This is a genomic window from Rhodopseudomonas palustris BisB18 (genome assembly GCF_000013745.1).
GTDB classification, from domain to species: domain Bacteria; phylum Pseudomonadota; class Alphaproteobacteria; order Rhizobiales; family Xanthobacteraceae; genus Rhodopseudomonas_A; species Rhodopseudomonas_A palustris_F.
The window spans coordinates 1,680,418-1,699,173 of record NC_007925.1; the positions used below are offsets into that span (position 1 = coordinate 1,680,418).

At 61.4% G+C, this 18,756-nt stretch carries 23 protein-coding genes, 1 tRNA gene and 1 pseudogene; 7 read left to right on the plus strand and 18 right to left on the minus strand.

The features are described from left to right. Window positions 1-27: 27 nt before the first annotated feature. Window positions 28-318 carry a hypothetical protein gene (locus RPC_RS07770; RefSeq protein ID WP_011472011.1) on the plus strand — a complete coding sequence of 97 codons (291 nt, stop codon included), beginning with the start codon at window positions 28-30 and terminating at the stop codon, window positions 316-318. 325 nt (window positions 319-643) lie between these two features. Here RPC_RS07770 and RPC_RS26455 read toward each other — a convergent pair whose 3' ends face one another. The 5 genes from RPC_RS26455 to RPC_RS07790 form a co-directional block, all read right to left on the minus strand. Then, window positions 644-784 carry a hypothetical protein gene (locus RPC_RS26455; protein ID WP_167532043.1) on the minus strand — a complete coding sequence of 47 codons (141 nt, stop codon included), beginning with the start codon at window positions 782-784 and terminating at the stop codon, window positions 644-646. 171 nt (window positions 785-955) lie between these two features. Beyond that, window positions 956-1,162, minus strand: a complete 207-nt coding sequence (locus tag RPC_RS26040) for a hypothetical protein (protein ID WP_167532059.1) — start codon at window positions 1,160-1,162, stop codon at window positions 956-958. Window positions 1,163-1,302: 140 nt separating this feature from the next. Beyond that, on the minus strand, window positions 1,303-1,653 hold the full coding sequence (locus RPC_RS07780) for a hypothetical protein (RefSeq protein WP_011472015.1): 351 nt from the start codon (window positions 1,651-1,653) through the stop codon (window positions 1,303-1,305). A gap of 97 nt (window positions 1,654-1,750) precedes the next feature. After that, complete coding sequence (locus RPC_RS07785; protein WP_011472016.1) at window positions 1,751-1,999, minus strand: PilZ domain-containing protein; 249 nt, start codon at window positions 1,997-1,999, stop codon at window positions 1,751-1,753. Window positions 2,000-2,126: 127 nt separating this feature from the next. Continuing rightward, window positions 2,127-2,399: a hypothetical protein gene (locus RPC_RS07790; protein WP_011472017.1), complete on the minus strand. Its 273-nt coding sequence runs from the start codon at window positions 2,397-2,399 to the stop codon at window positions 2,127-2,129. A 238-nt stretch (window positions 2,400-2,637) separates the two neighbouring features. Between RPC_RS07790 and RPC_RS07795 the strand changes: the two genes are divergently transcribed. Next, window positions 2,638-2,829 carry a hypothetical protein gene (locus tag RPC_RS07795; RefSeq protein WP_041801533.1) on the plus strand — a complete coding sequence of 64 codons (192 nt, stop codon included), beginning with the start codon at window positions 2,638-2,640 and terminating at the stop codon, window positions 2,827-2,829. Window positions 2,830-2,890: 61 nt separating this feature from the next. On the opposite strand, the gene RPC_RS07800 is transcribed toward RPC_RS07795, so the two are convergent. The 3 genes from RPC_RS07800 to RPC_RS26050 all read right to left on the minus strand — a co-directional run bounded on the left by RPC_RS07800 (window position 2,891) and on the right by RPC_RS26050 (window position 5,234). Then, entirely contained in the window at window positions 2,891-3,220 is a 330-nt protein-coding gene (locus RPC_RS07800; RefSeq protein WP_041801535.1) for a hypothetical protein, read from the minus strand. 1,473 nt (window positions 3,221-4,693) lie between these two features. Beyond that, window positions 4,694-4,915: a hypothetical protein gene (locus tag RPC_RS26745; protein WP_011472020.1), complete on the minus strand. Its 222-nt coding sequence runs from the start codon at window positions 4,913-4,915 to the stop codon at window positions 4,694-4,696. Window positions 4,916-5,158: 243 nt separating this feature from the next. Beyond that, a tRNA-Cys gene (locus RPC_RS26050) sits at window positions 5,159-5,234 on the minus strand. Window positions 5,235-5,536: 302 nt separating this feature from the next. Here RPC_RS26050 and RPC_RS26055 point away from each other — a divergent pair. Further along, window positions 5,537-6,376: a hypothetical protein gene (locus RPC_RS26055; RefSeq protein WP_011472021.1), complete on the plus strand. Its 840-nt coding sequence runs from the start codon at window positions 5,537-5,539 to the stop codon at window positions 6,374-6,376. A 103-nt stretch (window positions 6,377-6,479) separates the two neighbouring features. Further along, window positions 6,480-6,977, plus strand: a complete 498-nt coding sequence (locus RPC_RS07810) for a hypothetical protein (RefSeq protein ID WP_157043154.1) — start codon at window positions 6,480-6,482, stop codon at window positions 6,975-6,977. Window positions 6,978-7,466: 489 nt separating this feature from the next. Here RPC_RS07810 and RPC_RS07815 read toward each other — a convergent pair whose 3' ends face one another. The 10 genes from RPC_RS07815 to RPC_RS07860 all read right to left on the minus strand — a co-directional run bounded on the left by RPC_RS07815 (window position 7,467) and on the right by RPC_RS07860 (window position 16,334). After that, complete coding sequence (locus RPC_RS07815) at window positions 7,467-7,808, minus strand: hypothetical protein (protein ID WP_011472023.1); 342 nt, start codon at window positions 7,806-7,808, stop codon at window positions 7,467-7,469. 3 nt (window positions 7,809-7,811) lie between these two features. Next, window positions 7,812-9,980 carry a phage tail tape measure protein gene (locus RPC_RS07820; protein WP_011472024.1) on the minus strand — a complete coding sequence of 723 codons (2,169 nt, stop codon included), beginning with the start codon at window positions 9,978-9,980 and terminating at the stop codon, window positions 7,812-7,814. Window positions 9,981-10,003: 23 nt separating this feature from the next. Then, on the minus strand, window positions 10,004-10,579 hold the full coding sequence (locus RPC_RS24965; RefSeq protein ID WP_011472025.1) for a phage protease: 576 nt from the start codon (window positions 10,577-10,579) through the stop codon (window positions 10,004-10,006). A gap of 3 nt (window positions 10,580-10,582) precedes the next feature. Beyond that, window positions 10,583-11,023, minus strand: coding sequence for a hypothetical protein (locus RPC_RS24970; protein WP_011472026.1), 441 nt, complete (start codon window positions 11,021-11,023; stop codon window positions 10,583-10,585). A 6-nt stretch (window positions 11,024-11,029) separates the two neighbouring features. Then, window positions 11,030-12,001, minus strand: coding sequence for a hypothetical protein (locus tag RPC_RS07835; RefSeq protein WP_011472027.1), 972 nt, complete (start codon window positions 11,999-12,001; stop codon window positions 11,030-11,032). A gap of 418 nt (window positions 12,002-12,419) precedes the next feature. Then, a complete protein-coding gene (locus tag RPC_RS07840; RefSeq protein WP_011472028.1) occupies window positions 12,420-12,848 on the minus strand; it encodes a regulatory protein GemA in 429 nt (142 codons plus the stop codon). Next, entirely contained in the window at window positions 12,845-13,171 is a 327-nt protein-coding gene (locus RPC_RS07845) for a hypothetical protein (RefSeq protein ID WP_157043155.1), read from the minus strand. The genes RPC_RS07840 and RPC_RS07845 overlap by 4 nt, the downstream gene beginning before the upstream one ends. Before the next feature lie 89 nt (window positions 13,172-13,260). After that, window positions 13,261-13,563 carry a hypothetical protein gene (locus RPC_RS07850; RefSeq protein WP_157043156.1) on the minus strand — a complete coding sequence of 101 codons (303 nt, stop codon included), beginning with the start codon at window positions 13,561-13,563 and terminating at the stop codon, window positions 13,261-13,263. Between the two features lie 42 nt (window positions 13,564-13,605). After that, the gene (locus tag RPC_RS07855) at window positions 13,606-14,328 is read right to left on the minus strand and encodes an AAA family ATPase (RefSeq protein WP_011472031.1); all 723 of its coding nucleotides are present in this window, start codon (window positions 14,326-14,328) and stop codon (window positions 13,606-13,608) included. Next, window positions 14,325-16,334 (minus strand): hypothetical protein, encoded by a 2,010-nt coding sequence (locus tag RPC_RS07860; protein ID WP_011472032.1) that lies wholly within the window; start codon window positions 16,332-16,334, stop codon window positions 14,325-14,327. The genes RPC_RS07855 and RPC_RS07860 overlap by 4 nt, the downstream gene beginning before the upstream one ends. Before the next feature lie 276 nt (window positions 16,335-16,610). Here RPC_RS07860 and RPC_RS26750 point away from each other — a divergent pair. The 3 genes and pseudogenes from RPC_RS26750 to recA all read left to right on the plus strand — a co-directional run. Continuing rightward, window positions 16,611-16,739, plus strand: a pseudogene (locus tag RPC_RS26750) (helix-turn-helix domain-containing protein); the annotation flags it as partial. A 36-nt stretch (window positions 16,740-16,775) separates the two neighbouring features. Continuing rightward, on the plus strand, window positions 16,776-17,126 hold the full coding sequence (locus RPC_RS25425; RefSeq protein ID WP_041801539.1) for a hypothetical protein: 351 nt from the start codon (window positions 16,776-16,778) through the stop codon (window positions 17,124-17,126). Between the two features lie 382 nt (window positions 17,127-17,508). Further along, window positions 17,509-18,600, plus strand: a complete 1,092-nt coding sequence (gene recA, locus RPC_RS07875) for a recombinase RecA (protein ID WP_011472034.1) — start codon at window positions 17,509-17,511, stop codon at window positions 18,598-18,600. Window positions 18,601-18,756 lie beyond the last annotated feature (156 nt).

Sequence of the window (18,756 nt, forward strand, 5' to 3'; positions counted from 1 at the left end):
GCGGCCTGAACGACCAAGGGCTCCGAAATGGATAAGAGCGTCGCCAGGTTGAACATCGAGCATTATCAGAAGCTCTTGAAGACCGACCTGGACGAAACCAAGCGGCGAACCATCCTGCGCTTGCTGTCCGAAGAGGAAGCGACGCTGGCGCGGCTGAACAGCGCGGCCAAAACCGAGCTGACCAAGACCCCGCCGACCAAGCCCACCGCGACCAAGCCCACCGCGACCAAGCCCACCGCGACCAAGACCGACGCCATCGAAACCGACACCGCCGAGACCGATGCGAGCAAGATCGACGCCGGCAAGGATGCTTCGTAACCGAGCGGCTGCCGATCAGTCGTACGCCAAATGCCGCCACTCCCGCCAATGCGTCGGGTGAACCTCGACGGGTTTGCCGCTCTTGGCCTCGGCCCAGCCGTCTTTCGATCGCCGACACGGAAATACCAAGGCATGTGGCCCGTCATCATCGATGACCGCCAGTTCCAGATCTTGATCGTACGGGGCTGTATCGATCATGTGCCACATATGAAAAAGGATACTTCAGCGGTTTGTTGAGCGAATTGATCTAGGTCATCCCGATGCTCGGCCCCGGAATAGCCCGCGCACCGATCCATCGGCGGCCGCGGCAGGTCTGCGAGGGCGGCTACGAGGCGGTGTCGCCGAGCAGCTTGCCGGTGGCGCGATCGATGAAATGCGTCTGCGTGCACGCCGGACAACGGATCGCCTCGAATTCCCGCGCTTTGTCCGGCGCCGGGTCGTCATGCAACCAGGTCTGAACGTTCATGTTGGTCCGGGGACATCGGTACAGCAGGTGACTCATGCAAGCGCGAGCCTGCCCGGCGATCGCAAAGCCGCTTTGATCTAGATCAAGGCGGGCCGATTTGTTCTTCAAAACAGCTGTTTTATGACGCCAGCGGCGGCGGCGGCGCTGCCGTTGGCCTGCTCAGGTCTGTCGTCAGCTCTCTTCGGTGACGATCAGCAGGCAGGCGAGGCAGCGGAACACGGTGATTTCGGGATGGTGTTGGATGCGCGGCAGCCGGCCGATGAATGCCATCGGCATGGCACATTTGGCGCACAGCTGAAACGGATCTAACTTTGGTTCGAGCACCGCAAAACTCCTCGCCCGCGATAGAAGCACGCGGGTCCCGGTGACGGCGATCAAAATGGCCACATTGGGATTCGTACCAGGCCGCGCGCGCCGGCGGTGACGGCCGGCGCGCTGCAGTGTTGGCGAGGACGCCCAAAAAGCGAGAGGCCGCCCGCGGCGGCCTCCGGAATGTTACGCGGCGAGACGATCGCGCCTCACTTGCGGGCGCAGGTCGCGATCGTGCTGGTCGAACTGGAGCCGCAGCGCGCCGTCATGATGCCGTTGCTGAACTGCAGGTTGTCGCTGAACTTGGCGCTGGTGGCGCCGATGCAGATCGCCGAGATCAGGGTTTCGTCGGCGCCGCAGCTGACCGGGCAACCATCGGCGGAGCAGGTGGCGGAGGTCACCGTGCGGATGCTGCTGCCGGACACGCCGGGAGGTCCGGCGGGGCCGGGCGGTCCGGCGACCCCGGGATCGCCCTTGGGCCCGACTTCGCCGGAGCCCTGATTACAGCCGGCCAAAACGGCAGCTGCGGCAACGAAGACGATCAATGTTGGAAAACGCATTCCATTCCCCTGTTTGCGAAGAGGAATAAGTTTCGCCGAGTGGAACCAAGAACGCAAGCGCCTGCTGGCGCGGTGCTGCCGGTCGGCAGCCGGGCGACTAAGCGCCTTGGCGGAAGGCAATGCCGATCCGCTTTTCCTTGCGCCAGATGACATGGCAGGGACGCGCCAGCGCGTCGGTCTCGATCATCAGTTCGAACTGCTCGGGGATGCCCATCGGACTGGCGACGTCGAGCGCGGCGCCGCTGGCCGACAGATTGCGCACCGTGCAGCTGATGCCGCCGCCGCCGAACACGATGGTGCCGGCCTTCAGCACGCGACGGCGAAGGCTGCTGCGCTTGTCGTCCATGGGATCTCCTGCCGACGAACGCCGCCCGCGCGATCAACGGCCGCCGGCGCGGCCCGCCGCACCGCCAGGTTATAAATGACGGGTGATGATTTTGCGACCGCGCGACGCGCGAACCGCGGCGCGGGCGCTAACGATTGCGGGCGACGTCGTGCATCGCCCCGGCCAGGCTCTCGATATGCTGCATCACCTTGCTGGTGTCTTTCGCCGGCGTCGGCGCGTTGGCGGGGCCGGCGAGGTTCGCCAGCAGGTGCCATTCGATCGCCAGTTCCTCCCAGTCCTGCCGGACCGCCGGGTCGGTGGCGACGCTGGCCCGCTGCTCGCTGACGATCGCCTTCAACCGGGCAAGCGGATAATGACGGCTCCCGCTGTCACAGGTCGCCGCCGGTTTGTTCTGTGCCATGTGGCGATCCTCGCGCTGACTCTTCGAGCCCCAGCAGAATCCGGTTCGGTTAACAAAGCAATCGCCGCGACGCCTCGGTCGATCCCGAGGCGTGACACGGGCCGCGCCGGGACGAGCGAGAGGAGAGCCTGCCATGACGGGCGCAGCGGCGTGCGGGCGCGATTCGCAGACAATCCCAATTGACGGCGGCCGGCGACTGCCGCAGGAATATCGCCCGTTCGCCCTGCTTGGAGCCGTCATGACCTTTCACATCAAAGCCGTCGATACCTCCGGCATCGTCTCGCTGCATCGCGAAACCGCCGATGCCGCCGCCAAGAAGGCCACGGAGTTGTTGGCCGACGGCTGCTGGGACGTCGAGATCGTCACCCCCGACGGCCAGGTGATCCCGACCGACGGGCTGGAGCGCTTCAGCGCCGAACTCGGGGCGTAAGCTCCGCGCAAGCCCGTCGCCGCGGCCGCCGCGCTCGCCGCACCCGGCTGCGCCGAGCCGGTTAGGGCAGCGGAACGAACAACCCGCGGGGCAGCCAGGCGCTGCCGACGTCGGCGGTCGATCGTTCGGCGACCGGCCGCGCGGCGAGATAACGTTTGCGCGGACCTTCGGGAGCCGACGGCGCTGCTGTCCATCGCTCGGGCGGCGGCGGCCGGCGCAACCCGGATGCGAAGGCCGCGGCGGTGGCCGCGCCGCAGTCGCGTTCGATCCGCTCGGCCAGCACCGCCCAGCCGATCGCCGCGATCGAGCACGGCTGCGCCCGCGGGATCCTGCTCTCCCCCAGCGCCCGGCATCCTGCGGCATGGCCGTTGCGTTGATCCGCGCTGAGCATCGGCGTCCTCGAGTTGCGAGCGGCGCGAACCATCGATCTGCGCGTCGGGCGCGTCAAGCGCGGCGGGCGGGAACAGCCAGGCAACCACAAGCTTCGAGAGAGGATTGCCGCCAAGCGCGGCCAATCGCGACGGGCACGCGCCGTTTAAGAGAAATGGTACTGGCCGAAATAGCCACTTGCAGATGCAAAATAGGCCACTCGCGTCGAACGCCGACTCGCGTACATATCTTGAGCGATGGAAAAATTGCTCACCATTTGGCCCGCCTATGCTCCCGCAGCGGGAATCGTCGCGTTGGCCGTGGCGATGAGAACGCTATGGGGTTTCAGGTGGAGCCGGATCGCCATAAGGTTTGGCGCGGTAATTTTTTGTGTAATGGGGGTCGCTTGGCAGTTGACAACTGACAGCCCGCTTTGGGTTCGCCTATTAAATGGCGTTTTTGCTGCGTTTGTGGTATCGTTTGTAATTCCTCAGATACTTGTTTCTCTATGCGAGCAGGAAACATCAGCGCCAAAGTCAGATACGCCGCCGGATTCGCCGCCGGCCTAACGTTATTTGTTGCCGTACCGGAAGGCGCCCGTTGGCTTAATGGCGGGGCGATTGCCCAGCAAACACTCGGAACTATTTACGGCGTGCCGCCCAATACAATTATTGGGGATGCCGTCCATGGGCACAGGGAGATCACCGTGACGACCACCCCCGGACAAACTGGGTCTGTGGTTGGCGGAGAATCGAACATGACGTTATGTCCTGACGGTCTCGCGCCTGGGCAGGGGGCTATCGGAACTTATGTTGGCCCCGGCAGCAGCATGAGCGTAACGGTGGAAAGCGGAGGGAGTGGCTCCGTGACAGGATACCGCTCCAATATGACCGTTGGCGGCTGCAAGTAGCTACCTCACGCGTAAATTTTCGGCGCCGATCCGGCGGGGTCTCAGTCGGCATTGCCGGGGCAACCGCAAGCGCAGCGTCCACAAGCTGGGCAATGCTCCAAGTCCGATCCGCGACGCCAATGGCCTTCGCAGGGGTGGTGCGGAGGGCTTCGTGAACCCGGCAAAGGTTGTAGTGCGCGACATACAGCGCGACCGCTGCGACGTGGTTGTCCAGCTTCTTTGAAAAGCCGTTAGTCAGGCGGGTGAACCGGCGCGATCCCATGCGCAGGGAGAGATTCTGGCGCTCCACATAGCTGGTGGAAATGTATTGGTCGGGGTCGCCGGTCACGACTTCCTTGCTTACGGCTACTACGGCGGCTGGCGAATAGCGGCCCTGCGCTTCCTTTACGAGGTGCGTTACCGAATAGGTCTTTACGATCACGCCGTGCGAGGCGCCGTCGCCAAAGGCATCCCGGATCGCCACGCGGTAGGGTGAAACCCGTCCGTTGAAATCTCAGGCTGTCCGATCACACGCTGGCGGAGGTCGTGCAGAAAATCCATGGTGCTTTCGCTGTTCCGCTTGCCGACGCCCCAACTAATGATGGCCTATTGCGTCCCGGCCATGCCGATGAAAACGTACTGGTCGCCCTTGGCGTTGATCTCGTGGCGCTTGACGTTCTTCTGCTTCTTACCGACGAACGACCATGCCTCGTCCAGTTCCAGGCGTTCGGTGCGGACCCCGACCATCATGCAGTCGTGCAATTCCATGCAACCCATGCCCACGCGGTAGGCGAGGCTCCCAACGTTGCCACGGTTGACGCCGGTCAAGCGGGACGCGGTACGGACGCCTACGCCTTCGCAAAGGGCGGCAATGACTTAAATCTGCTTTTCGCGGGGAAGTACGTTCATGAGGGCGCAATCCTTTGGTTGAGGAATTGACCCGTCAGCGACTCTAGAAATTACGCCCGCCAAGGCGTATATTCTGGTTTGGTCATCGCTTCGGGGCGCAATCCCGGTTGTGGTGGCTCGGGATCGCAGCGCGCCAACGCGGTCGGTCCCACTATTCGATGATGGTTCAGGGAGCCGGACTCGGGCCGACATCTCCACCCTTGTAGGGGCGGGTGTCCTACCTTTAGACGATCCCTGAGAACTTGAAGCCGATTGCAGGGCCGTTGCGTTCCTCCCCCGAGGTTTGACGCAGCGGCCCTTCCTTTTTTCCTCGCCCCGCCGTCGTCGGCTAGCCGCCGTGGGGCTCAAACCCTCCTGAACATAAGCGTCTCCGTTAAGGTGCAACCAGCTTAAGTTAGGTGTAGGAATGCGTCAATATCACTCTGCTGATTTACGCAGAAAAAAGTTCCGGCGAGAGAATCGCGTATACGCATGTTGATTTTTTATGCGTAATGACGCACATACGAAGCCGTACATTTCTTTTGATGGAAAGGTCGCGCCGTGGTGACGAAAGAACATGCTGAGAACGATGCGTTTCGCGCAGACGAAACGGATGTCGAATCCGGGCGCGCGCGATCGACAATTCAGTTTCCGTATAACGACCTAGACGACGCCATATCGGTCGCGCGGCTTATTCACGCTAATGCCGGGGTCCAGTGCACCATCGATCAAATTGCAGCCTACGCTAAACAATCGATCACTAGTGGGTCGTTCCGTGTTCGGCTGTCTACGGCTTCGACGTTCGGTGTGACCGAAAACGAGCGCGGCTCGGTCCGCCTGACCGAAATTGGGCGTCAAATCGTTGACCCCGCACAGGAAGCGAATGCCCGCGTGGAGGCATTTCTTCACGTTCCACTCTACGCTCGCGTTTTTGAGAATTATAAGGGGTATACACTGCCACCGGCCGCGGCCCTTGAAAAATTCATGCGCGAGGCTGGCGTTGCACCGAATCAAACGGGCCGTGCTCGGCAAGCCTTTATGCGATCTGCTCGGCAAGCCGGTTTCTTTGTGCATGGTGAGGATCGGCTAGTTCGACCGGCGGGACCCGGCACGAAGCCGACCGACCAACAAAAGCCAGACCCAGTAATCGAAAAGCAGGATACCAAATTCGGTGGCGGCGGTGGTGGAGATGAGCCGCCTGCGATTGACCCAATCATCGCCGGTCTATTGGCGCGATTACCGAAGTCCGGGGATGTTTGGCCTATTGCTGAGCGCAAGCTGTGGCTGCAACTGCTAGAAGGTAGCTTCCAGCTGATTTATAAAGATGGGAGTGCGCAAGTGCCGCCGCCTCCGGGTGACGCTGAATACCGCAAAACTCAGCAACAGCAGGAAGTGAAATGAAAGAGGCCGCCAAATTAGGCGGCCTTCCTTGGCTGGATCACGATTAAATTGGTGAATATTAGTGCGATGGAAGCCAAAGAGCATCGGCGGTAAGATCTACGACTTGAGCCATGTTGATGATATCAAGTTGGAAGTGAGCCCGAAAACTGCGGACGCACCCACCTACAGTGTGGGCGTCTCTTTTGGATTTCACTGTTTTACCCGAGACGTTGTCGATACTGACACGCCAGACCTGCATATGATTCACGATGGTGAGAGGCGTTGTTTCTGCTTTGAGCGGTACGAACTCTCTAAAGAATTAGCCGCCGCAATAATGTATGCCGCGAACGGACGCGCCTACTTCACGCAGCGCGCGAATTTCTTAATTGTTGAGAGTTTATCGCAGCAGAATGCGCCATACGTCATATTTTTCAATATTGAGAAGGCAAAGAAGTCGGATGGTTTTGATGCGGCGATGTTTGTAACAAGCGCCCATCTGAGGCCGGACCTCCCGGACATGCTGCCGCCTGTGACGTTTGCCACTCTCGTGGACTACAAGATTCAGGGGAAGCAACTGAGGCGACCGGAACCTCGAAGAGTTATCGCTCAGAAAAGAAAATAGCCCCCGCAGGGGCTATTTCCGAGGGCCGAAATTCGTTCCAAAAGCACCCTCTGTGCGAGATACCCTCCTTACGACTGCGATCCGCAGTACCCTTTTGGGGCGGGGCCGTTGTCTTTCATCGCGATCAACGACTGCGCCATAGCTAGCATCAACAGGTGAAAATTTCAATAGGAACCCAGATTAACCATTGGTTAATCAATTGTAGAAAATATAATTATTTCAATAGCTTGATTAAATTGGATGTATGTCAAACGTGGGTAAATTTTCTCCATTCGCAGGGTGATGAGGTTCCGGCAGGCAGCGGCTAAACGGTACCAACGCCGCTGACCTGCCGTCTACGCCGCTTCTAGGGTGTATTCCCTCGCCTAAATCCAAAAATAGGCCACTGCCATTTTCAAATTAGGCGACTGAGGCCGGAAACAGTGGAACCGTTTCTAATCCCTGTCGTTTTCGGGAATTTGCTGTCGGTTTAGCCGGGATCATGCGGGATTATCCGGCATCCCGTGGGACCGTGGCGAGCCTGCCAAGGCGGCCCCTGACCCGAACCGAATACAGGTGGATGGCGGTCCGGCTTGGCGTGCGTGCGGCGCCGAAGCGGGCGACACATTCGGCGCGAATATCCGCAAACGTCATCCGGTCCAACCGGTCGGCGATGAATGACGCGACCTCCGAATCGTGTTCGATCGGCGACCTACAACGCCGTTCAAAGCGGGTTTGAACGGCCCTCAACTCCGCGAGCCGCCGCCGGCAGTCCAGCAGTTCGGCGTATTCGGTGACCGGGATTGTCACCAATTCCACGCCTGCCAGGGTTCGCTTGGTTGGCTCTTCCACCGGCTACACCGTGTCGAACAGTGCGGAGGAGCTGTCGCCGAGCTGGGCAAGCTGGCGGGCGATATCTCGGCCGATACGCTCTCCATTCGCGCCGGTGTTGTTGATGGTGAAGTGGTTGACAATCTGGACGCGCGCGCCGGCATCGGCTCGCTTGCTCGGGGCGGCAGGGGCGGCAGTTGCAGGGGCGGGGTCGCGCGGCGACTGGCCGCTTCCGCCTGGAGCTGCGCCAAAGCGAGGCGAAATCTGCGGCGAGACCTGGAAATTCCACATAGCGCGGATTCGCTCGGTTGCGGATTGAGAATCCGCGACGGCCTTGGCGCTCTCGCTGGCGACAGCCCGGCGAATCCGCTGCATCGTGGTTTCCGCCTCGCTGGCGGCAACCGGCGGCACTGGCGAGTAGTTGCGCGGATCGGTTGGCGCGGCCTGGCGCCGGCCGATCGGCGGCGGCGTGAAGCTCGTCACCGGTGAGAAGTTGCGCTCCTCCTTCGGGCTCGCGGCGCCGCGTTCCGTCCTGTAGGCACGCTGCTCTCGCTCCCATTGAGCGAGCGCCTTCGCGTAGTTCTGCGACTGGAAACGGCCCGAGAAGTCCGACAGCTTGGGCCGCCTGGCATTGAGGGCCGCGCGGGTGGCGCGTGCGTGCTCGTAGCTCTGCATGCGGCCGGAAAACTGCGATTTTGGCCCAGCGGGCTCGTCGACTCGGGGAGCGTCCTTCTTGGGATCATCCTTTTTGTCACCGGACATATACTCTCGTGCGCTATCGATGCCGCGCGAGAGTTTTTCGAGAATGCCGACAGCCGGCGTCGCCTCGGCCACGAATTTTCCGACCGCAGTTCCCGCAGCGGACCAAGCGTTAGCAAGCTTGTCGATCGATGCCCGAGCGTCGCCGGTGAGGCGGACGACGTCTGCATTAATCGTCCCCAGGGCCTTGGTCTGGATCTCCGCGCGCAGCGATCGAAACTCCGCCTTCAAGTTGATCAGCGCACTGATCGCCGTTCGGGAGTCGATCTCGCCGAAAAGTTGCGGCAGCTTCGCCATGTCGCCCTTGAGCGCTTTTTCGGTCAATTCGGTGATCACATCGAGCAGAGGCTTGCCTTCCTTGGCGCCCTTCTTCAGCCCGGCTTCGAGATCGACCCCCATCTTCTTGAAGTTGTTCTGCACATCGGTGCTGTTGATCTTGGCGAGCAGATCACGGATGCCGTTGAACGTCTTCTCGGAGGTGCCGGCCTCCTTGCGGATGATTTGGGTCGCGGCCGCCAGATCGGCCAGCTTGTCGGCTCCCTTCTGCCCGACGTTGGCCCATGCCGCGGCCAGCTCCGGAAAATATCGCGCCATGTCCTTCAATTCGAACTGGCCCTTCTTACCCGCATAGGCCAGTCTGTCGAACGCCTCCGGCAACTCCTCGACCTTGAGCTTCAGGTTGGTCATCATCGCGCCGGCGGAGTTGGACATGTCCTCCGCGGCTGCGCCAGACGCCTGCGCCGACTTGACCACCGCATCCATCATCGCCAGCGCCTCGGGCAACTCCTTGCCCTGCGTGACCAGGGCTTCCAGGCCCTTCAGCACCTCCTCGACTGGCACCGCATATTGCTGTGCGATTTCGCGAACCTTGACGGTCGCGCCATCGACCTGCGCCTTGGTCGCTTCCGCCGTGATACCAAGTCGCGTCAATCGACGGTCCAGCGCGGCGAAGTCTTCAAAGCTCTGCTTGATGGCTCCCACGGCGCGGACGCCAGCATAAGCGCCGCCGACCGCGCCCATCATCCGCGCGGTGCCGCCGGCAATGACCGCACTGCCACCGCGCCCTTGCCGCTGCAGGAAAACGGGATCGACTTTGCCGGCGTGATCGGCGGAGTTGGCCTCACTGCGTACGCGTCGCAGGCTTTGCGCCAGCTGGTCCGAATGGGCGGTTGCTTTGCGCAATTTGGCGGACAATCGATCCGCACTCGTGCCATCAAGTCGCTTCGCGCCGGCTGCCGCTTTCTGTAGCGCCGCGTCCGCGCCTTTCGCCTCGGCCTTCGTTCTGGCGAGATCGCGGGCGATTTTATCGGCCTTGGCGCCGTCGAGTTTCTTGGCCGCGGCACCGACGCTTTCAAGCTCCCGCTTGGCGTCCTTCGCGGGGCCACCAAGCTGATTGATTAGTCGAAGGCGAAGCGCGACGTCGAGATTGGACATGTCGTGGTCTCCCCGGCGCGACGTTAATCGATTGTGCCGCCAGACACGGCAAGCACCGCATCGGCAAATGTCATCCTGACGCCCAATGCCGCCCGCGCATCCAAATAATCATGCGCGGCAGCGGCCAAGGTCGCCGGATCGAGGGGGGCAACGGCGCTATTCGCCACACTCGCCGATGCAATCGCTGGCATCGACAAGGCGGGCGCGGCCACCAGTGCGATCGAATGCAGCCATGTCGCGGCGCCGCTGGCGTCGTGATGAAAAGTCGGACTGATGAAACGATGCGTGCGAGATGCCAGCGCGGACAAGCCCGTCTGCAACCATTCGACGCGGGCATAAAGCCCGTCAAGACGGGACTCCAACTGTTTCACCCAACCGACCGCGTCGGCGCGCTCGCCGAGCTTCGCCTTGATTGAAATCGCGTGGTCAAGATCAACAGGAAGATCGACGCGGTCGGTGGCGAAGCGTGCGACTAGCGTTTCGGGATCGAAGCGATAGGATCGGCCGTCGCGTGTCACGACGCTGCCGCGCGGTGCAACCTTGATCCAGGCTTCCGTTGCGTCCACCGCGGTCGCGTCCAACATCGCAAGATGGTTCATCGGCTATTCCTTTCGCTCGCCGCGCTGCGACAACCAAAGTCGGTGGGGCTTGGGGCGTGGGCGGCGCCCGCGGTGTCTCGCTAGATGGCGATACACATTCCTTTCAGTTGTCTTCAGCTCCAGTGCAATTTCACGCACTAAACAACCGCCGCTAGAGAGAGCGATGACCATTTGATGGAATTCCATCTTGGCGCTACTACCAAGCGGAATCTCCAAGTAAGCGCCCATATAACGGCCGCCGGCCGACATCATCCGGAAGTGCGCGGAGATCGCTTCGGCAGCATCCCGACCGACGCAATCCAACAGCCAATGCGGACCGTCCGGAATTTGCGCCGGGATAGAACAGCGCGTGCCGCCATAGGCGGCGCCGATCTTGAGCGCCGCCTCTTCGCCGGCCACCTCGGCGATTTCGCCGAGGATACCAGGGAAGCGTTCCATCGTCATCGCAGCTCAGTCCTCGGCGACGATGTTTTCGATGAAGTAACCGACATCTGGCGCGATAATCAGCTCCTTGGCGCGCTCGCCGACGCGGACGATGGTGGCACCATCAAGGCCGATGCTCGGATCCTGATAGCTTCCGGATTTGCGCCCGTCGAGCCGCGCGGTGTAGCCGAACGTCACCGTCTTTTCCGTGGTCGGATTGGTCGCGATATGCAGGAATGCGCAATGCGGACCCCACACCCGGTCCAACGTCGGTTCCTGCCCCTTCTTAGCGGTGTTCAACCAGCCTTCACCGATCAGCACTTTGCGAAGGCCGAACAGGGCGGCGAACTCTTCTGGCGTGATGCGGCCCTTGCTGGTCAGGTTGCCGCGAACCGCGTTGACGAGATGAGGATGCGCGCGAACCTTGCGCCACGCGGCGTCACCGAACACGGCTGTGTTCGGCTTGAAAACCAGCGTGCCGTTCATGGCAGTGTCGAACACTGCTAACGGATCGGAATTCTCCTGGTCGGAGAGCTGCGAGGTGCCGGACAGCAGAAGCTTGCGCCCGGTCGCATAGTTGGCGGCGTTGAACACCATGCGAGCGGTCCGCACCTCGTGGCCGAGATTGATGATATCGGTCAGGCCTTCGACCGCGCGCGCCCGCGGATCGAAATTGCCTCCCATCGAGGTGCGTTGCCGCGCGGCGGCGTCAATGTCGGATTGCGGAATGATCGTATCGACACCCCAATCATCCACCTCCGCCATTTCCTGCTTTCCGGAGAATTCGACACGGGTCGGCTGGCTCATTCGACCAACGCGCAGATCGGCGGGGACGTTGAAGCTCTCGGACAGCGGATAGACGGTGTACTTGAACCGCTCTTCCCCGACCGGCGTGTAGGGCAACACCTGTTCTGCGATCAGGGAATAATCGGGGTTGCGATAGCCGATCGCAACGGCGGTCAGCATCGGATTGACTTCAAACGGGCGATTGGGGGCCATTGATTATGTCTCGCGCTGGAGGAAATCCGGGCTGGAGGCGGGACATCCTCGCCAAAAAGGAGCCCGCCCCCCTCTCGCCCACACTGCGCGCGGTCGGGTAGCAACCGACCGCCCACGATTCGCAGCCTATGCAAGGCTGACGAATGTCAGGCCGCTGACAGCTGTCAGCGGCAGATCGGAATGGCGTTTTTGGGGTTTGGGCGCGCCCATGGCGGGCGGCGGGGGAACTCCACCCGAAAACGGCGGAGTTAAAGCGGTAGTTAAACGTTCTGGTGCGTTTTTCCCGGTGGGGTGCAGGTCGGTGCCGGGGCGGGACTAAAACGCGCCAGCGGGCTTCTCTGGCGTTTTCCGCCGCCGGCCTTTAAATTGGGGTCGGCAGCCGAGCCACGTGTGACCGCTCCAGGTGAGCGCGGGGATGTCACGGCCCCCCGGCTGCCGTCTTTCCTCTCTTCCTGCGCTGGATCATGCTGCGCAGGCCGGTGATCGCCTTTGAGGCGACCTCCGACGTTGCGAAGCGCAGCGCCGCCACCTTGTAATGCCGGTCCAGCCACTTGTTCAAGGCGGCGTCGTCATCCGCCCCGGACCATTCCCGCCACAGGTCGCGGATCAAATCAACCTGCTTAGGCGTCGCCATTCCCGGCCGCTTCCCGTAGGTCCGCTTCGTCCAATCGGAGCGGAAACCGAAAGAGGTGGCATACTCCATGACCAGGGCGAAACCGCCCTGGTCCAGATCCTTGGCGCTTTCCACGCCGCCCAGCTTGTACAGGACGGCGCGGTACATTTCCTCGTTCCAGCCGAGATGCTTCTTGGCGAGGTGGACGAGGGCGATCTGCGCGGGGGTGATCATCGTGAAGTCGCCAAAAGCTCTTCAGCTTTCTTCATGAGCATTTCCCCCTTCTGCCTGCGCAAGCGTTTGGCTTCTTCGCGGTCCTCCCGACGGACGTATGCCTCGGGCGGGACCAGGGGCGGGTCAATTCGGTGCATGTGCCGCCGCAACCGCACCGCCAGCTCGTCGAGTTCGTCGGCGCGCGTATCGATAGCTGCCAACGTCACATCGATTGCGTCGAGCACGTCGATTCCGTCCGGCGGCGGGAAGGTCGGGTCTTGGGCGACGCATCGCATCATCCAAGACAAGACCCGCAATCTGTTGCCGTACAGATCGATATCCATGTGAGCACGCGAATCCGTGATTAGTTCCTCGTCCTCTGGCGAAGCGGAGGGCTGTTCGTTGTCGAGGGAGTGCATTTGGCCGGCAGCGCTCATTGCAGCATTCCCTTCGGTTCGTCGGCCTGATCCGGCAACCCGAGAATGCGGCTCACCTCGGCAGATTGGCCGCTGAGGAGCTTGCTGATCTCCGTAATCCAGATTTGAGTTTGCTTCAGCAGGGCCTCGCCGGGCTCCGGATGCATCTTGTTCGCCAGTTCAGTCAGATCCTGCGCAAACTCGTTGTCGCGCTTGGTCCGATAGACGCTGACCGTGCTCAGCAGCTTGGCCAGTTCCCGCGCCTGTTCAAGGTCCATAGGAGAGCCCGGTTCATAGGGATTGTCGTCTTCGATGGTCATTTCGACGTCCATTGCAGGTGGTGTGGATACGCGGTGAGGTACTCAAGCTGCGGCGTGGCGACCAAGCGCCAGCCTAAAGCGGGGGATTGGCTCGCAGGCGGCGCGGATGTCGGCCGCTCGAATTGTCCGGGTGCCGACCAAGCGGCGAGCGAACTGAAGCACGCTCACCACACCATCGGTTTCGTAGGCAGCGCCGATGGATCGCATCAGCTTAAAGGCATCCATGCCTTCGACGCCGAACGCGCTGGAAATCTTGTCGGCGTCTTCGTCCAGCATCGCGTCGAGTTCGATATGGATCGGAACGCGGCGGCTGATCTGAGCGAAAGCGCCCTTGTCGGTGTTGACGCGGCGAAGCACCTGATCGTTGCCGCAAAACACAATGATCATGCCGGTGAAGTCGAACAGATGAAGGACTTCTCGATAGGCCTGCAGTTTCAGGTTCTGCGCTTCGTCGATGATCAGAACGCGCTGGGAAAGATCGTAGTCGAACATCCGCCGCTGGATGCTGGCGATGCTTCCGGAGCCGTAGATTCCAAGGACGTCGCAGAGTTCTAGCAGTAGATCGCGGAGCGCGTTGCCGGTCACCGCGGTGACGGTCATCAGCCGCGCGCTGCAGTCCTCTCTGCTGTAGGCCTGCAGTGATCGCGTCTTGCCGACGCCGGGCCGCCCGATAATGGCGGCGCATTTCTTGAAGGCGCGCGCGTTGTTGATGGTGTTGAAGATGTCTCTGGAAACCGACGTTTCGACGAACGGCGCTTCGGTCATTGTTTGTTACCTTGAAGGGCGAGAGCGAGTTTTTCCATTCGGGCGCTTTGGATGCGCCGCTTTTTCTGAGCCTCTGCACGCTGGCGGTCGGCGCGATCTTCGGACGTTTCGGCAAGCGCCACGGCGATCTCGCGCGCCTGGTCAGAGATGCTGATCGTCCCGAGAACAGCGGCCTCAGCGGGCGTGGGAAGGGCTGCCGCAACCCGCGCGATCTCTGCGGCCACGTCGATATCGGGAACCGACTTGTCGAGGTCGCGAACCGCGCGGCGATGCTCTGATGCGATGCGGTCAGCTTCGGCCGCGCCGGCTTTGTCGAGGATGCCGTAGCGTGTCACGGGTGCCGCGAAGCCAATCAGCTTGCCAGCATCGTCCAGCAACGGAAGGATGGTCGGATCATCTTCGAACTTCGGAACGCGGACGGTGATCTTGCTCGCCATGAACGTTGACAGCTCGGGGCACGTCCAATGCTGACCGCCGAATTGGATCGCGCCTTGCCGCACTTGCCGGACTTCGGAGGTGGCAAACACGGTGCGCAGTTCGCGCGGATCGATCGTTACCTTTTGCCAGCCGGCCGCCACCGCGGCTTCGTACACCTGGCGCGGCGATCGGTTGCCCAGGCCGCTGGCGCCGCCTTGGCCCTTGCTGTGATACAGGGTGAGGCAAGCACCGATCTGCGCGCGCAGCTCATCGAGCCCCCCGGTAAAGGGCTCTGTCGGGTGTCCAACCTTGGCGGTTTTCTTGTTTGTCCGATCGCCGCCGGCCCAGCCCTGGAGGCTGCGGAAGTAAGTGTACTCGAGAACGCGGAAGATGCCTTCAATCGCCTTTGCCGACGCGTTGTAGGGCTTTGCGCGGACGATCTGCGAGTCGCGATCTTCGGTCAGATAGACGTCGCGCATCAGTTTCAGAGCGTCGTCCATGAAATCGGCCCAACTGTATTCCGAGCCATTGTCGAGATAGAGCACGCTCGGCATGCCCCAGCTCTGGACCATGTGCACGAAACTGGCGATCACGTGGGCGTTGCGGATGCCTTCGCCTTTTTCGAGTAGCACCACGTCCAGCCATATCCGGTTGGTGGCGAGATCGAGCCACGCGATCGCCTTCGGCCAAGCTACGGCGCCGTCCGGGCGCATCATGCAGATGTCGAGATGGTGAACGTCGCCGACGATGATCTGCATCGGCGCCAGCCCTTCGCGGGTGCGGAAGATGCGCGGCCTGCTGTCCTCGTAGGCTTTGCGGTCCTTCTTGAAGATCGCGACGTTGCGGAATTGGCGCTCTGCATCGATCAGAGGACGCGGCACCTTGAAGGTCAGGACGGACATCGCGGGCGCGTAATCGCAACGCGCGGCGGTCAACTGGCGCAGCTTGTCGGCCGCAAGCGTGTCGATCAGAGCTGCCGAAGTGGCTTCCTTATGCAAGCCGCGAATGTAAGTCTTGAGGGCTTCGGCGATCGTTTCCTTGATCTCCTCATCGAACGGCACGGCGCCGTCCCAGCGTGCGGAGATCACCACGCGCTGCGTGCCCTTGTCGCGCCGTGCGCGAAGCATCAGGCCGGCGATGCCTTTCGCCTCGTAGGCATCAAGCCAGCGTTGAATGGTGCGGTCGGTGATGGTGATCGGCTTGCCGTCCGGGCCGGTGTGGCGCTCTGCCACGATCTTCCGAACCGCTTCGCCACGCGCGGCGGACCACTTCTCGTGCACCAGGGCCGGCGCGATGATGTGGTGTCGCCAATGCCCAACGTTGTTACGATCGTCGCGAAGGCTGGCGGCGGTTTCGACGGGGCTTTGAAGGGCCTTCCAAGCCTCTTGCAGAGCGAGCGGGAGGGAAGAGAGTTCAACCTCGTATCGCACCCCGCCGGGGCCGCCCGCACCGGGAGCAAGCCTCACTGTTAAGCGCGTTCCGCGCCAAGGCTTGTTCTTCCGCAAGGAGCGCGTGAGGGCGGCGCGCGCCTTCCGATCAGAAATCTGCGCCAGCGATGCAAAGTCGGTTGCTGGTAGCCATGTGGACATCAGGCGGCTTTCCGCCCAATGCCTGCAGCCGCTGCGATGATGCGGCTGCGGAGTTCGCGGGCGGCGGGGCCGTCGCGGTCACCAAGGAGCACAGCAGTTGCCCATTGCCGGCCGACGCGGTTTTCCTTGCACCACTTCGCGAGGGACGTTCCTTGGGCTACAAGAGCGCCACGAACTTGCTGCAAAAGCTCGGGAGAGGGAGGAAGTGCGTCCACGGAATCACCTATGCAATCACAATGCAATCATGATTGCATTCCGCGAGCACGTCAAGAGATCATGAGACCGTTCCCAGTTGATGCATTCATTGATGCCGTGAAGGCTAAATGCGCCGTGACGTCAGATGACGATCTCGCGGACAGAATTGGTATAGGCAAAAGCACAATCGCGTCGTGGCGACGTCGCAACAGTATTCCGAAGCAGGTTCGGGATGATCTATGCCGAATGTTCGATATTGATTACGCCGATTTTCTCAATCGGATCGTCGCAGAGTGGCTGAACGATTCTCACCCAGGCGATACCATTTTACTTCTACTCGCGATGCGCCTCAGCGACCGCCTCGACGAAGGGGCCTTTGTCGAATGGTCGCAGTGGATTTCTAACTGGCGCTTAGAAATTCTTGCCGAGATCGCGCGTGCCTCTGGCGGCTGGGATTGGGGGAAGGAGAGTTTGGTCGATAAACTCTCGGACATCCTTCTGACCGTGACTGACAAGGCTCGCTTCAATGCCGACTATCTGATCAACCTGCGGGCAGACCTTGAGGCGCGGCCAGAGAATATCCCAGGCGAAGCTTGAGGGTCCGAACTAGGGTCCGAACTCTGGCACGCGTTCCGAGTATTGCCGTCAGGCGGGTCCGAACTTTTTCAAAGAATATCAGTGACTTGACACGATTTCCAACATTCCGTGTCGGTCGCAATCCCGCCACAATCCGATTGGTCTACATTGCGGACCCTGTCGGTTCAACGTTTTCAATAGCTTAGGTCTGATTTTGGGCTCTAAACCGACAAATAATTCTGACAGCAACCGACAAAAAGCAAAAGCGCCTCCAACAGGCCACTACCAGAGAAATAAAAGAACATATTGCGAACCGAGAACAAATAGGGTACAGTGCAATCCAGCGTTAAACCCAACTGCATTGTTTGTCCCGACGGCGAATCCCGTTCATAAGGAGCTCGATATGGCTGCCCCCACTGCCCTGCGTATCGTCGAAGGATCGTCCATGGACAAGACCAAGGCGCTGGCCGCCGCGCTCTCGCAGATCGAGCGCCAGTTCGGCAAGGGCTCGGTGATGAAGCTCGGCAAGAACGATCGCTCGATGGACATCGAGACGATCTCTTCCGGCTCGCTCGGGCTCGACATCGCGCTCGGCGTCGGCGGTCTGCCGAAGGGCCGGGTGGTCGAGATTTACGGTCCGGAATCCTCCGGCAAGACCACGCTGGCGCTGCATTGCGCCGCCGAGGCGCAGAAGAAGGGCGGCATTTGCGCCTTCATCGACGCCGAACACGCGCTCGATCCGGTCTATGCCCGCAAGCTCGGCGTCAATGTCGACGAGTTGCTGATCTCGCAGCCCGACCACGGCGAGCAGGCTTTGGAAATCGCCGACACGCTGGTGCGCTCCGGCGCGGTCGACGTGCTGATCGTGGATTCGGTTGCGGCTTTGGTGCCGCGCGCCGAACTGGAAGGCGAGATGGGCGACGCATTGCCCGGGCTGCAGGCGCGCTTGATGAGCCAGGCGCTGCGCAAGCTCACCGCCTCGATCAACAAGTCCAACACCATGGTGATCTTCATCAACCAGATCCGGATGAAGATCGGGGTGATGTACGGCTCGCCGGAGACCACCACCGGCGGCAACGCGCTGAAATTCTACGCCTCGGTGCGGCTCGACATCCGCCGCATCGGCCAGATCAAGGAGCGCGACGAGGTGGTCGGCAACCAGACCCGCGTCAAGGTGGTGAAGAACAAGCTGGCGCCGCCGTTCAAGCAGGTCGAATTCGACATCATGTATGGCGAGGGCGTCTCCAAGATGGGCGAGATCCTCGACCTCGGCGTCAAAGCCGGCATCGTCGACAAGTCCGGCGCCTGGTTCTCCTATGACAGCCAGCGGCTCGGCCAGGGCCGCGAGAATTCCAAAGCGTTCCTCAAGGCCAATCCGGACATGACCGCCAAGATCGAGGCGGCGATCCGGCAGAATTCCGGACTGATCGCCGAGCAGATTCTGGCCGGCTCGCCGGAACGCGACGCCGACGGCGAGGAGCCGATCGACGAGTAAGAGTTTCCCGCGGCGGGCGGTTCGGGGGTCTGTTGCCGATGCCTCGAACTGCCTGCCGCGCCTTCGGGCTGCGGTGCAAAGCCGATCGCAAGGCGGCTGATCGGCAGCCCACGCCGGCAAGATGATTTGGTTGGATTTGCCCTCGTCATGAGAGCC